Consider the following 12,047-nt stretch of genomic DNA (forward strand, 5'->3'; position numbering starts at 1 on the left):
CGCGTCTCCTAAGCTCGTGGCTTATTTCGCGGCTTGCGTCTGGGCGAACCACGCCTCGAAGGTCATCGTACCGAGACGCGGGTTTGCGCCCGGGACGAGCGTGTCATCCTGCAACCTTGCGCCGAAATAACGGGCCTGTGGGTCTTCGGCGACCTTGCGCGAATCGTGCGTTGCCAGGAGGAAACGCTGCACCATGTCGGCGAGCCGCACGCGTTCCGGGCCCGCGATCTCCGCGATGCCGTTGCGCGGTTCGCCCGCCGCAAAGTCCGCGACGGCTGCCGCCACATCATCCGATGCGATCGGCTGGAAGAATGCCGGAGACAGCCTGATGGTCTGGCCGTCGCTACCCGATTGCGCGATGCCGCCAAGAAACTCGAAGAACTGGGTCGAATGGACGATCGTGTACGGCACGCCCGATTCGCGGATCAGCTTTTCCTGAGCGATCTTGCCGCGGAAATAGCCGCTTTCCGCAAGCCTGTCGGTGCCGACGACAGAAAGCGCGACGTGATGCTGTACGCCGGCGGCAATCTCCGCCGCAAACAGATTGCGTCCGGCCGTCTCGAAGAACTCGAGCACGGCGGCATCTTCGAACGACGGGGAATTGGCCAGATCGACCACGACATTCGCGCCCGCCAACACCTCCTTCAGGCCTTCGCCAGTGATGGTGTTCACGCCCGATGCGGGCGACGCGGCAACGACCGCATGACCGCGCGCGCGCAGATTCTTGACGACTTTGCTACCGATGAGTCCCGTGCCACCAATCACGACGATCTTCATGATGTCTCTCCATGAGCTTGTGCGCGGCTCTCGCGCCGCCGCCAATTGTTCGACTCCGGCTTTGCATCGCAGTGCGGAAGGTGCGGATGGGTTTGCCGGTGCTGTGCCGGACGGGCCGCGATTCGCGTGCCGTCCGTACAGAAAGCATGGTAGGCATGCACTGCGTCATGCGGTAGGGCCGCAGCGGGACGCACCGTGTTGCATGACGAGCATCAATCAACACAAGGTCGTTCGGATGCCGTCATTCGACCGTGGATAACGACGATCGCGTCGTCATCGTGGTCAGACACTGCAGGTCGAGCGCTCTCGTATGCTCGGTCATGTAGTCGACGAACACGCGGACCCGCGCGGGAAGTTGCTTGCGGCTGAGATAGCAGATGTAGTGGCCGCCATCTTCCGGCGCGTGCTGCGCAAGACAACTGACCAGCCGCCCATCGCCCAGCAGGTCGCAGACCTGATACGCAGGCAACTGCGCAACGCCCAGCCCGTCCAGCACCGCCTGCACGATCAGATCCGGGTCGTTGAATATGTGCTGTGCGACGGGTTGGCGCCGCTGCGGGAGTCCGTCGACCTTGAACTCCCACTCACTGATGCGGCCTGACGCGGTCAGGAAGTTGATGCAGCGATGATCCGCCAGTTCATCGACATGCCGCGGCAACCCGTGTTGTCGTGCATAAGCCGGCGACGCGCACACGAGCATCTGCATCGGAATCAGCTGGCGCGCCACGATCCCGCTGTCTTCCATGCGTCCGTCGTGAAACGAAACGTCGACGCGATCGGCCGTGAAGTCGGCGGGCCGATCGTTCAGCAGCAGTTCGAGGGCGATCTCGGGATAGCGCGTATGAAAGCCCCGCAGCAAGGGCGCCACGATCTTGCGGCCGAAGCCCGGCGTCGAGACGATGCGCAGATGGCCGCGAGGCGGTCCGTTGCGCAGTTCCCGCATGTCTTCCAGCGCCTGGGCGATGCGCTCTATGGCAGGCTGGCAGTTCTCGTAGAAGAGCTCGCCCTCGCGCGTCAACGACGTGCTGCGCGTTGTGCGCAGGAAGAGGCGCGCGTCGAGCTGGGCCTCGAGCTTCTGCACGTTGCGGCTAACGGAGGAGCGGCCGATACCGAGGCGATCTCCCGCGCGGGCAAAGCTGCCTTCGTTGGCAACAGCGAGAAAAGAAATGACGCCGGCGTAGCTGGTCGCAAAACTGCTTGCGAACGGGTCGGCGGCGCCGCCGATGGGACGGCGTGGCGGGTTGTCTGACATGGAAGCGCGGTTCGTGAAGTCCATAGCGACTAGACGTATCAGCGCTGCCGTTTGTGACACGGTCCACCATTTTTTTAAACCGGATGCGGCGCGCAGAGGCGGCTATTTCTCCGGAACGAGAACGGGCGCGCCCTTATCCTTCAGCAATAGCACGAGGAACCTGGCCGGCTTGGTCTGGCTTGCGTTGCGTCCGACCGTGTGAACATCGTTTGGACCTTCATAGAAGGTCTGTCCGGGTGTCAGCGTGACGGCTTTGCCGCCCTTGACCTGCATCACGATCGTTCCTTCCAGTACATAGATAAAACCGTGCGCATGATGCCGATGGACGGGATCCGCCGCTCCCGGCGGGTACTCGACGCTGATCATCAAGGCTTCCTTGCCCGGATAGTCGTCGAGCGGCTGCGTCATCAGCGGCGTGACGATTGCGGCGGGCGCCTCGGCGCGGGCCACACCCAACGACGCGCCCACGACGATGAGCGCGGCCAGAGCCGTATTTCTCAAACGAAGCATGATAGTTTGTCCTCAAGTAACGCGGCCCGCCAGTGCGGGCCTAACTGAAGAACCAGCGAAACGCGTCCGCTCAGACGAGGTTCGCCTTGTCCAGACCGAATGCCTTGTCCGACGAACCCGGCACCGTCTTGAACGCAACATTCGCGCGGTTCCATCCGTTGATCGCCATCACTTCGAACGTCAGGTCCGAGAGTTCCTTTTCGGAGAACTGGGTGCGCACGCGCTCGTAGATATCGTCGGGCACGCCGTGTTCGGGAAGCCTGGTCAGCACTTCCGTCCACGCCAGTGCGGCGCGTTCGCGCGGGGAGAAAAGCGTCGACTCGCGCCACGTCGCGAGGTGATGGACGCGCAACTCGCGCTCGCCGTGAAGGCGCGCTTCCTTCACGTGCATGTCCAGACAGAATCCACAGCCATTGAGTTGCGACGCCCGGATCGATACCAGGTCACGGATCGATTCTTCGATTGCGCTGTCTTTCAGCAGATTGCTGAGTTCGAAAAACTTCTTGAACAGTTCCGGCGATTGCTGCACATAGTTGATACGCTGCGTCATGTTTTCTCCTGGCGACGATGAGTGGCCACCCTGCCTTGCAGGTGCCGTTAGCGGCAGTGAGCCGCACGAATTCATCGTAGGCCAGGGCGGCGTGTCACGGTAGGCCGGTGGACGCGCTCACGGTGTTGCCCGCGAGACACCAATCGACGCGCCGCAGAGAGACCGGCGTTCAGCCGTTGGCGTGTGCCGCCGCGATGCGTGAGAGCTTGTCAGGGTTGCGCTGCACATGGATGCGAACGATGCGCTCGCCGTCCGTTTCGAACGACTGTGCCGATTCGAGTTTGCCTTCGATAAAACGCAACAGTGCCCATTGACCGTTGAGCACCACGAGCTTGACGCTGAGTTCGTCGCCATAGCGCCGCGACGACGCGTAGAAAAGCTGCGCGATGCGCCGCCCACCCGCCATCGGCTTCGGGAAACTCTGGACTTTGCCGCCGCCGTCGCCGATCAGCGTCGCGTCTTCGGCCAGCAACGCGTTGATCGCGTGGAAGTCGCCGCGCTGCAGCGCCTGCGCGAACGTTCCCAGCAAACGGAGATGCGTCTCGCGCGGGACCACATAGCGCGGACGATCGTCGCGTAGTTGCGTTTTTGCACGGCTGACCAGTTGACGGCACGCCGCCTCAGTCTTGCCGATGGCTTGTGCGACTTCGTCATAGTCGGCGTCGAATACCTCGCGCAGCAGGAACGCCGCCCGGGCTTCCGGCGTCAGCCGCTCGAGCAGCGCCAGAAACGCCATGGAGACGTCGTCGGCGCGCTCCGTGGCCTCCTCTGGCGTAGCCGGGAAGTCCGTCATCTGCGGTTCGGGCAACCAGATGCCCGCGTAGTGTTCGCGTTGAATCTTCGCCGCGCGCAAACGGTCGATGGACATGCGAGTCGTAACTGAGACCAGCCACGCTTCCGCGTTATCAATGGCTTCACGGGCTGTCGCATGCCAACGCAGCCAGACGTCCTGCACGATATCTTCGGCCTCGGCAACCGACCCCAGCATTCGATACGCAATCTTCTGGAGTCGCGGGCGCAGCCCGTTAAAGGCACGTGCATCTTCGTCCATGCACAGACTTCCTGTTATGTTGAAAGGACAAACGCTGCCCGAAGAGATGCTGGCAGCAAAGTATTGCCACGGATCGGACAAGCCTGATACGCCGGGCATTGTGTCCTTTCGATCTACAGAAACTGGAGCTCGCCGCACTCACTTGCAGAGCGCGGCTTCGTTTCAGGTAAAAATTTAAACTCCTTTTTCCCGCAGCGACGCGACATATTGCTTGGCTGCTTCGTTGCCATGCGCGAGCGCCCGTGACGCAAGAGAAAAACCCACCTGAGTTTCATGGGCGACTGCGCTGCGGTCTTCATCGAAGACTTTTGCCGCGCGCCGCAGATGTTGCGCCGCCTGCCCATGAAGCTCCGACGCCGCTGCATGGTGTTGCGCGGCAGTCAGCCCGCTTTCAACGGACCCGGCCGGCAATGGCGCGCCTGAATGCTTGGCGGCGAGATTGGACTCCTCGATGGCGAACAGTGCATGGCCTTGCGCCAACACGGCCTGATGAGCCGCGTGATCGTAATTCTTGGCCGCCTCGTAGTACTGCGATGCCTCGCGGTGAAATCGCGCCGCTTGCTCGTGATGCGATGCAGCAGCATCGAGATGTACTTTTTTACCCTGCTTCGTATTCATGGCAGATCCTCCTGGAGCGGCTGCGCTTCGGTGGTAACCGGTTGCGGTACCTTTGTATAGCCAAACTCTTGCGCGACATGTCAGCGAACTGAACCGTCCGTGCATCGCTTGTGAATATCCTGATGTCCGGCATCGGCGCACACCTGCGCCGCTTCGCTCTGCAGTAATGCCAGGGACACTCGAAGCTGATTGGTACAGGCCTGATTGACAAGAGCGTCTTGCGTCGAATACATGACTTGTTCTAATCGACGTGCGATTCACCGCGAACAAATACTACCTGAAATGTGCAGGCCGCTCCGCCGCATCAGCGTTCGTTATGGGCGTCACGTATCCCTCTGCTCTTGTGCGTATTGAGTCGGCGGTAGTCCGACATAGCGAGTGAATGCAACGCTGAACGCACTCGCCGAACTGTAGCCGACGCGCTCCGCTATTTTCGCGACGCCGCTATCTTTCCGTCGCAGCAGGTTCTTGGCCAGGGCCATGCGCCAGGACAACAGGTACTCCATCGGCGCGACGCCTACCGCGCGGCTGAAGCGTTCGAAAAATGCCGAGCGGGAAAGCGCGGCTGCCGTCGCCAGTTGCGCCACCGTCCAGGACTTGTCAGGACGTTCGTGCATTTGACATATCGCCAGCGCAAGGCGTCCGTCGGCGAGCCCGCGCACGAGGCCGGGCGACGCTGCCGTTCCCGTCGACCGGAGTGCCTCGATGAAAAGAACTTCGAGCAGGCGCGCGAGCACGACGTCCCGCGCGGGCCGCTGCTCGCGAGATTCCTCCCTGACGAGCTTCACCAGGGTGGCCAGTCTGCGCTCGCCGCGAACGTGCACGAGTTCAGGAAGAAGCGACACCAGCAAGGCGGCGTCCGGCGAACCGAACACGCAGTGGCCGACGAGCAGTTGAACGTCAGCCGGTTCGCCCTCGACGCCCAGCCTGAATCCGCCATCGAGCAGCGCGACGGGCGAGGTATCGGTGTCCTCCGGGTCGGGCGGCTCGAGGCTCGACATCGTGAAGCCGCATACCTCCGGGATCAGAACGAAATCATCTGCCTGAAGGATGACCGGTTCGTGCCCGTTCGTGACGAGGCGGCACGAACCATCGAGGATCACACAGTAGAACGGCTGCCCGGCGTCCGAGCGGCGAACACGCCAGCGACCGGCGCCGCTGACCACCTTCGAGAACGTGGCGACCGGCTGTAGCAGCGTGACGATCTCGGCGAGAGGGTCGACCATAACCGGACTCCTTCGAATGAAAACTGGACGTTCAATTGTAGCAAGTCCACCAAGGGCGACTTATCGTGTCGGTACTTCGACCTTCTACAGGAATCGTCATGAAAACCGTCCTGATCACCGGATGCTCGTCCGGATTCGGCCTCGAAACCGCCCGCTATTTCCTCGATCGCGACTGGCGCGTCGTCGCCACCATGCGCACGCTGCGGGAGGAGGTTCTGCCGCGCTCCGAGCGTCTGCGCGTGCTCGCCCTCGACGTGACAGACTCGGAAAGCATCCGTCACGCCGTGGATGCGGCCGGGCCGCTCGACGTGCTCGTCAATAACGCGGGGATTGGCGTGCTGAACGCCCTCGAAGGCACATCGATGGACATCGCTCGCGAAGTCTTCGAAACGAACACCCTCGGCACGATAGCGATGACCCAGGCGGTCCTGCCTCAGTTTCGGGAACGGAAAGCAGGCGTCGTCGTCAACGTCACCTCGAGTGTGACCTTGAGGCCGCTGCATCTGCTTTCCGTTTACACCGCCAGCAAGGCGGCGATCAACGCGTTCACCGAATCCGTCGCGCTGGAACTCGAGCCATTCAATGTGCGCGTGCGCCTGGTCCTGCCGGGACGCGCGCCGGAAACCCGTTTCGGCGAGAATGCACAGTCCCGCATGCAGAGCGGCGTTCCCGAAGCGTATTCGGAGCTGGCGCAGCGCGTTTTCGCCCAATGGCAGCAGGAGTCGGCAATCACACGCTCGCTCGACGTGGCGGAAGCCGTGTGGCGCGCAGCGGACGATCCATCGAGCCCGCTTCGCATCGCCGCCGGTGCCGACGCTATCGCGTGGGCCAATTCACGGTGAAGCGGGAAGGCAAGCGCCGAGGTTTGTCGTCGCCGTGAATGTCCTTCGTGGCGACGACCAGCGATGTCCTTTGATTCGAGGCCGGTGGCACATTCCCTTGCGTTTGCGTTCGAAAGGCTGCGATTGGGGATCGCTACAGGCCAGCTAAACCGGACGGCACCGGTTAGCGCACAGCGTTCTCCCCTTGCCCACGCGGCAACGCCATCAGCACGAAATCGCCTTTGGCCAATACGGGCTACTTCTCAGCGCCAAACTCCCTGCTGACCGTAAAAGGGTCGCCGATCAGCCAGCGCCAACTGCCATCTTGCTGACGGCGCGCAACCTCGATCGCGTACACCTTCATCGGCTCCGGTCCGGAGACTGTCCACTCCGTGTGCATCAGCGCAATGCCTCCGGTCTCGATCACCTGTTTGACCTTGAAGTCGAAGCGAACCTTCATTGCCGCGAGGGGCGCCAACTCCTGCCTTAAACCTTCCCGGCCCTTGCTGATGTCGCGCGATTGATTCAAGAAGACTGCGTCGGGGTCGTACACGCTCAACGCTGATTCAAGATCGCCCTCGGCCATGTACTGCTGGAACAGGCGACAGATCTCTTCAGGATTCGTGGCGGGCATGATGCTGCCTCCTATCTTTTCGGCCCGGTGGGCACTTCCATCGGGCACCGGGTTGGACCGGCCGAATGCGGAATGACGCCCGCATGTTGGGTGCCTTCCGCACAAAGGGGGATGGTTAGGATGCCGATCGTCGTCCGTGTACTCACAGGTAAGCCGGGTGCCGTCATTCAGGCGGCGAAGGCCCTCCGTTCCAGGATGATGCACTTGTTCCGGCCTTCCGTCCTCGATCGACGCCCGTGATCGGCTGTTGCGGCGCATCAACCGTAAGACCCACTCCGCGTGCGCGGAAAACTACACTTCACGCCCTTTCAGCGCTCGTCCGCTACGCGTCGTTCCAATCAGATTTGCATGGATTTTCCAAGGTTAACGTTGCTATCCGCGCGATTTCGGTCAACGTAGTTCGCGCCAAGGTCTTGGGACCCCTCGGCCCGGCGCACCGACATATCTCTATGCTGCGTTGCGCCAGCCTCTTGCCTCGAGTGGGCTGTCACGACTTCTTCGTACGCGGCAGCGCCGCATTCAGAAACGGATTGAAACTGCTCGACTTGGCCGGCGTATCGGCTTTGTTCGAGCGACGTCGCTTGCCTGGTTGTGCGCTGCCCGATAGTTGCGCCAACAGTTCGTCCGCGCCGGTGTCTTCGTCTTCGTCTGCGTCGGACGTTTTCCTGCTTCTGGTACGCCGTGGTTCAGCCTCTTTGGCGGATTTGCTCGCAGCGCTAGCCGAAAGCACGCTTTCCGCGATGTGTTCGACCACCGTCATGAACGACGTTGAAGCCGACTGCAGGTCATCGCGCGGAAGCATTGTCTGTACGACGATTTCATGCAGCGAGCGGCCGTCGACGGAACGGCCAGTGGAAGTGCCATGCCAGTCGGCACCCGCCTGCGCGAACGCGCCAATGACGCGCTCTAGCACCGCTGGCGACAGAACGCCGCCGTCGTAAAGGCTAATGACCACCCGCTCGAAAATTCCAAACGCAGTTGATGGAGAGGCTTTCGGCACGAGTTCTTGCTCCTTGATGGTCCCGTTGTTCAGCGCCTTGCAATCAGGCGGCCCATACCTGATGAACTGCACTCTGGAATGTACCGCCACCGCGGGAACAGGCGTTGCTCGCTTCGTCTGAATTCAGTCCACGCATGCAATCGCGCGATGTACCCATGAAACAAATTGGCGACGTACGCATAGGCATTTCCGGTTGGCGCTACAAGGGATGGAGAGATAGCTTCTATCCCCATGGGCTAAAACAGGCCGCCGAATTGCAGTTCGCGTCGTCGCTTTTCCAGAGCATTGAAATCAATGGTACGCATTACAGCCTTCAGTCGCTCGACAGTTGGCGGCGTTGGTATGCCGAGACTTCTGCCGACTTTGTCTTCAGCGTGAAAGGCGCGCGGTATCTGACGCACCTATTGCGTTTCCGCGACGACAGCACGCGAGTCGCCAGTGCCAACTTTTTCGCGCAGGGCCTCCTCTCGCTGAACGAAAAGCTCGGGCCCATTCTGTGGCAGTTCCCGCCTTCGTTCCGCTTCGAACCGGCGGCCATGGAACGCTTTTTACGTTTTCTGCCTCGCGACACCGCCGCCGCGCTCTCTTTGGCGGAGCAACACGATGAGCGCGTCAAGACGCCGTATATCGCGATGGACCGCAAGCGGAGACTGCGCCACGCCATCGAGGTACGCCACGCCAGTTTTATGGACCCTGCCTTCGTCGATCTGCTCAGGGAGTACGAAACCGCGCTGGTTGTCTCCGACTCGACCGAACCGTGGCCGCTGGCCGAAGACGTTACCGCTGACTTCGTCTACATCCGACTGCACGGCACCGAATCGCGGTATTCCGGCGCCTACGCGGACGAAGCGTTAGACGACTGGGCCGCCCGGATCGATGCATGGCGCCGCGGTTCGCAGCCAGCCGACGCGCGGCTGATCGCGCCGCACCTTCGTCCACCCACTCGGGCGCGGCGAGACGTGTACTGCTATTTCGACAACGACGCCAAAACACATGCGCCCTTCGACGCGCAACGGTTGATGGAACGGCTTGGCTTACAGGCAGCGCAATCGGCGGCGTGAGCGCAAGGCGCTCGGTCCAGCGTGGGCTACGGCATCAGTTGGACCGCTTGTGCTTGCGACTCAGCTTGTCTGCGTCCTGAAGGGCCGAGACAATCGCGTCATACGCGCGTTGCCGCGTTGCGGCATCCGGCGCGCGCAATGCGAACGACGGATGATACGTCGCAACAACCGTCCGCTCGCCGTGCTCGATCGTTTTGCCGAGCGTGTCCTGTAACCGCGCGTGCGAATCGTTCAGCACCGCCTTTAGCGCAGTAGCGCCTAACGCGACGATCACGAGCGCCGCTGTACTCCGCAGTTCCTGTTCGAGCCAGTATCCGCACGCTTCGATCTCCCGCTGTCCCGGCGTTTTTGTGCATGCGGCGCTTGCCACGCGGCGTCCACTTGAAATGTTTGACGGCGTTCGTCACATAGACCTTTTTGCGTTCCAGCCCGGCCTCTTCGAGTGCCTTATCGAGCAGTGCTCCCGCTGGTCCGACGAACGGTCTGCCCTGCAAGTCTTCGGCGTCCCCCGGCTGCTCGCCAATCAACATGATTGCCGCATGTTTCGGCCCTTCGCCGGCCACCGCTTGTGTCGCATTGCGCCATAGCGCGCAACGGCGGCATTCGTCTAACGTCGCCGGTTGCTGGTCGCGCTCGACATCCGGGTCGGCCTGCGTGCTGCCGCGCGGACGGCTCTTCGGTTTGTCTTCAGACATGGTCGGTTGTGGGGAGCCGCAAAAAGTTGCGAGGCGTCGGAGGATGCAACGCCTGCTGTTGAATTGCATACCGCTATGCCTCGGTCTGGAAGCAAAACACAGGCCCGGCTGATGGATGTTCACCGCGTGGCGCGCCAATGCTGGGGGCATCGGTAATTCCGCTTGTGTCCTGCCCTAGCGCCCGACGGTATGCATCTTGCGGTAGGTTCAAAACATCCGCCAACTCGGGTCGATAGGAGACCGGCATGCCCACTCTAAAAATCGAACGCCTACGTCCCACCCAGATGACACACGGCGCACGGGAGGTCCGCGAAAAAATCAAACAATACAAAGCGCTGAGCGGGCACGATCTGGAGATGGCCATCGCAGAGAAACCGATACCCGTGGTCTACGGGCCGAGCGACGCGCCGTTTGCGATCGATCATCATCACGTGGCCGCCGCGCTCTGGCACGTGGGCATCAAGTCCGTGCCGATTGTTTTGGTCAGGGATCTGTCCTCCTATTCACAGGCGTCATTCTGGCTCAGCATGGAAAACGAACGATGGACGTTCCCGTACGACGCCGAAGGCAGACGTATGCCGTTTTCCGATTTACCGGAACACATCTGGGCGCTGGCGGATGACGAGTACCGCAGCCTCGCAGCGGCAGTCCGCGATGCCGGCGGCTATGAAAAAACCAGTGTCCCTCTGGAAGAATTCCGATGGGCCGACTTCTTTCGCTCGACTCTGCCGCGGCCGGACAGCGACGAGACATTCGCCGCGCTAGTGAACGAAGCGATCAGCCTGGCAAAGAGCAACGCCGCACTAGGATTGCCCGGCTACCTCGGTCCGGACACGGACAGTTAGCCTCTGCACCACAGGAACCCGCGGGCGTAAGCCGAATGGAGACGAAACCGCCATGAAACTCGTCAATTGGAATGTTCAATGGGGACGCGGCGTGGACGGCAGGGTCGACCTCGCCCGAATCGTGAGCGAAGCGCGCGCGCTGTGCGATTTCGACATCCTTTGCATGCAGGAAGTCACGCGCGGTTTTCATGAGGACCCGATGTCGGGAGGTTTGGCCGGCGGCCCCTCCGCCGATCAATTCGCCGAACTGGCCGCATTGCTTCCGCAGTTCACGGTGCTCGACGCAGTGGGCTCCGATCTTCCGGCGCTCGGCGCGAGTCATCATCGGCGTCAGTTCGGCAATGCCATCGTGACGCGATTGCCCGTCAGGCAGGTGTTGCGCCACTCCCTGCCGTGGCCTGCGGATCCCGCCAAACCGTCGATGCTGAGAGTGGCGCTCGAAGCCGTGATCGAAACCGATATCGGCGCGATACGGGTGGCCTCCACGCATCTCGAGTTCTATTCGGAGAAGCAGCGGCTCGCGCAACTCGCCAGACTACGGGAACTGCACAGGGAAGCGTGCGACCATGCGCGGGCGCCCGCCAAGGCGGAAAAAATCGACAGCCCGTTTTCTGACACCGCGCGGCCTACGAGCGCGATTGTCTGTGGCGACTTCAACAGTGCGTTTGAAAGCAGCGCGTATTGCCGGATGCTTGAACCGATCGCCGATGCCCCGTGTTTTATCGATGCGTGGGCCAGCGCCCACCCTCGCGCGACGCGTGCCCCGACGGTGGGTTTATATGATCACGAGCAGTGGCCGGATGGTGCATTCGCCTGCGATTTCATTTTCGTAACGGACGATCTGGCATCACGTGTCGCGGCTTGCGAAATCGATCCGGACAGTCAGGCCTCGGATCATCAGCCAATGTGGCTCGAATTGCGTTAGGTCGTCCATAGCTAACGAAGTGTGTACGGATCGGACTCGTCGTTGAATATTTGCGCAGCGCCTCGAAGAAGACTGAGTGCCT

The 12,047-nt window shown here is 61.6% G+C and carries 13 protein-coding genes and 1 pseudogene; 4 read left to right on the forward strand and 10 right to left on the reverse strand.

All coding sequences use genetic code 11. The features are described 5' to 3' along the window. Positions 1-21 precede the first annotated feature (21 nt). From P0D80_RS25805 to P0D80_RS25835, 7 genes are all read right to left on the reverse strand, one after another. Positions 22-777, reverse strand: a complete 756-nt coding sequence (locus tag P0D80_RS25805; RefSeq protein WP_408287485.1) for an SDR family oxidoreductase — start codon at positions 775-777, stop codon at positions 22-24. A gap of 241 nt (positions 778-1,018) precedes the next feature. Beyond that, positions 1,019-2,029: a LysR family transcriptional regulator gene (locus tag P0D80_RS25810; RefSeq protein WP_408287487.1), complete on the reverse strand. Its 1,011-nt coding sequence runs from the start codon at positions 2,027-2,029 to the stop codon at positions 1,019-1,021. 102 nt (positions 2,030-2,131) lie between these two features. Then, a complete protein-coding gene (locus P0D80_RS25815) occupies positions 2,132-2,539 on the reverse strand; it encodes a cupin domain-containing protein (RefSeq protein ID WP_408287490.1) in 408 nt (135 codons plus the stop codon). A gap of 70 nt (positions 2,540-2,609) precedes the next feature. Then, on the reverse strand, positions 2,610-3,089 hold the full coding sequence (locus tag P0D80_RS25820; protein ID WP_132374160.1) for a carboxymuconolactone decarboxylase family protein: 480 nt from the start codon (positions 3,087-3,089) through the stop codon (positions 2,610-2,612). A 169-nt stretch (positions 3,090-3,258) separates the two neighbouring features. Next, entirely contained in the window at positions 3,259-4,140 is an 882-nt protein-coding gene (locus P0D80_RS25825) for an RNA polymerase sigma-70 factor (RefSeq protein WP_408287494.1), read from the reverse strand. A gap of 174 nt (positions 4,141-4,314) precedes the next feature. Then, a complete protein-coding gene (locus P0D80_RS25830) occupies positions 4,315-4,863 on the reverse strand; it encodes a hypothetical protein (RefSeq protein ID WP_408176112.1) in 549 nt (182 codons plus the stop codon). A 218-nt stretch (positions 4,864-5,081) separates the two neighbouring features. After that, complete coding sequence (locus P0D80_RS25835; RefSeq protein ID WP_408287496.1) at positions 5,082-5,984, reverse strand: AraC family transcriptional regulator; 903 nt, start codon at positions 5,982-5,984, stop codon at positions 5,082-5,084. A 98-nt stretch (positions 5,985-6,082) separates the two neighbouring features. Here P0D80_RS25835 and P0D80_RS25840 point away from each other — a divergent pair, with 98 nt between their 5' ends. Then, a complete protein-coding gene (locus P0D80_RS25840) occupies positions 6,083-6,826 on the forward strand; it encodes an SDR family oxidoreductase (protein ID WP_408287499.1) in 744 nt (247 codons plus the stop codon). A gap of 235 nt (positions 6,827-7,061) precedes the next feature. Here the strand turns inward: P0D80_RS25840 and P0D80_RS25845 are convergent, their stop codons facing one another. Next, positions 7,062-7,439 carry a YybH family protein gene (locus P0D80_RS25845; RefSeq protein WP_408176109.1) on the reverse strand — a complete coding sequence of 126 codons (378 nt, stop codon included), beginning with the start codon at positions 7,437-7,439 and terminating at the stop codon, positions 7,062-7,064. A gap of 487 nt (positions 7,440-7,926) precedes the next feature. Then, positions 7,927-8,439, reverse strand: coding sequence for a hypothetical protein (locus P0D80_RS25850; protein WP_408287503.1), 513 nt, complete (start codon positions 8,437-8,439; stop codon positions 7,927-7,929). Between the two features lie 155 nt (positions 8,440-8,594). Here P0D80_RS25850 and P0D80_RS25855 point away from each other — a divergent pair, with 155 nt between their 5' ends. After that, positions 8,595-9,500, forward strand: coding sequence for a DUF72 domain-containing protein (locus P0D80_RS25855; RefSeq protein WP_408287622.1), 906 nt, complete (start codon positions 8,595-8,597; stop codon positions 9,498-9,500). A 34-nt stretch (positions 9,501-9,534) separates the two neighbouring features. On the opposite strand, the pseudogene P0D80_RS25860 reads toward P0D80_RS25855, so the two are convergent. Next, positions 9,535-10,195 (reverse strand): annotated as a pseudogene (locus P0D80_RS25860) (UdgX family uracil-DNA binding protein). Positions 10,196-10,440: 245 nt separating this feature from the next. Here P0D80_RS25860 and P0D80_RS25865 point away from each other — a divergent pair. Continuing rightward, positions 10,441-11,040, forward strand: coding sequence for a ParB-like protein (locus P0D80_RS25865; RefSeq protein ID WP_408287506.1), 600 nt, complete (start codon positions 10,441-10,443; stop codon positions 11,038-11,040). Between the two features lie 52 nt (positions 11,041-11,092). After that, positions 11,093-11,965 (forward strand): endonuclease/exonuclease/phosphatase family protein, encoded by an 873-nt coding sequence (locus tag P0D80_RS25870; protein WP_408287508.1) that lies wholly within the window; start codon positions 11,093-11,095, stop codon positions 11,963-11,965. Positions 11,966-12,047 lie beyond the last annotated feature (82 nt).

The sequence above is a fragment of the Paraburkholderia sp. RL17-373-BIF-A genome (assembly GCF_046030175.1).
In the GTDB taxonomy this organism is placed as follows: Bacteria; Pseudomonadota; Gammaproteobacteria; order Burkholderiales; family Burkholderiaceae; genus Paraburkholderia.

Excerpts from the sequence above, each read along its gene's own strand:
- P0D80_RS25820 (WP_132374160.1), bottom strand. The coding sequence starts at position 3,089 with ATGACGCAGCGTATCAACTATGTGCAGCAATCGCCGGAACTGTTCAAG.
- P0D80_RS25805 (WP_408287485.1), bottom strand. The coding sequence starts at position 777 with ATGAAGATCGTCGTGATTGGTGGCACGGGACTCATCGGTAGCAAAGTC.
- P0D80_RS25830 (WP_408176112.1), bottom strand. The coding sequence starts at position 4,863 with ATGCACGGACGGTTCAGTTCGCTGACATGTCGCGCAAGAGTTTGGCTA.
- P0D80_RS25835 (WP_408287496.1), bottom strand. The coding sequence starts at position 5,984 with ATGGTCGACCCTCTCGCCGAGATCGTCACGCTGCTACAGCCGGTCGCC.
- P0D80_RS25845 (WP_408176109.1), bottom strand. The coding sequence starts at position 7,439 with ATGCCCGCCACGAATCCTGAAGAGATCTGTCGCCTGTTCCAGCAGTAC.
- P0D80_RS25810 (WP_408287487.1), bottom strand. The coding sequence starts at position 2,029 with ATGTCAGACAACCCGCCACGCCGTCCCATCGGCGGCGCCGCCGACCCG.
- P0D80_RS25825 (WP_408287494.1), bottom strand. The coding sequence starts at position 4,140 with ATGGACGAAGATGCACGTGCCTTTAACGGGCTGCGCCCGCGACTCCAG.
- P0D80_RS25855 (WP_408287622.1), top strand. The coding sequence starts at position 8,595 with ATGAAACAAATTGGCGACGTACGCATAGGCATTTCCGGTTGGCGCTAC.
- P0D80_RS25815 (WP_408287490.1), bottom strand. The coding sequence starts at position 2,539 with ATGCTTCGTTTGAGAAATACGGCTCTGGCCGCGCTCATCGTCGTGGGC.
- P0D80_RS25865 (WP_408287506.1), top strand. The coding sequence starts at position 10,441 with ATGCCCACTCTAAAAATCGAACGCCTACGTCCCACCCAGATGACACAC.
- P0D80_RS25840 (WP_408287499.1), top strand. The coding sequence starts at position 6,083 with ATGAAAACCGTCCTGATCACCGGATGCTCGTCCGGATTCGGCCTCGAA.
- P0D80_RS25870 (WP_408287508.1), top strand. The coding sequence starts at position 11,093 with ATGAAACTCGTCAATTGGAATGTTCAATGGGGACGCGGCGTGGACGGC.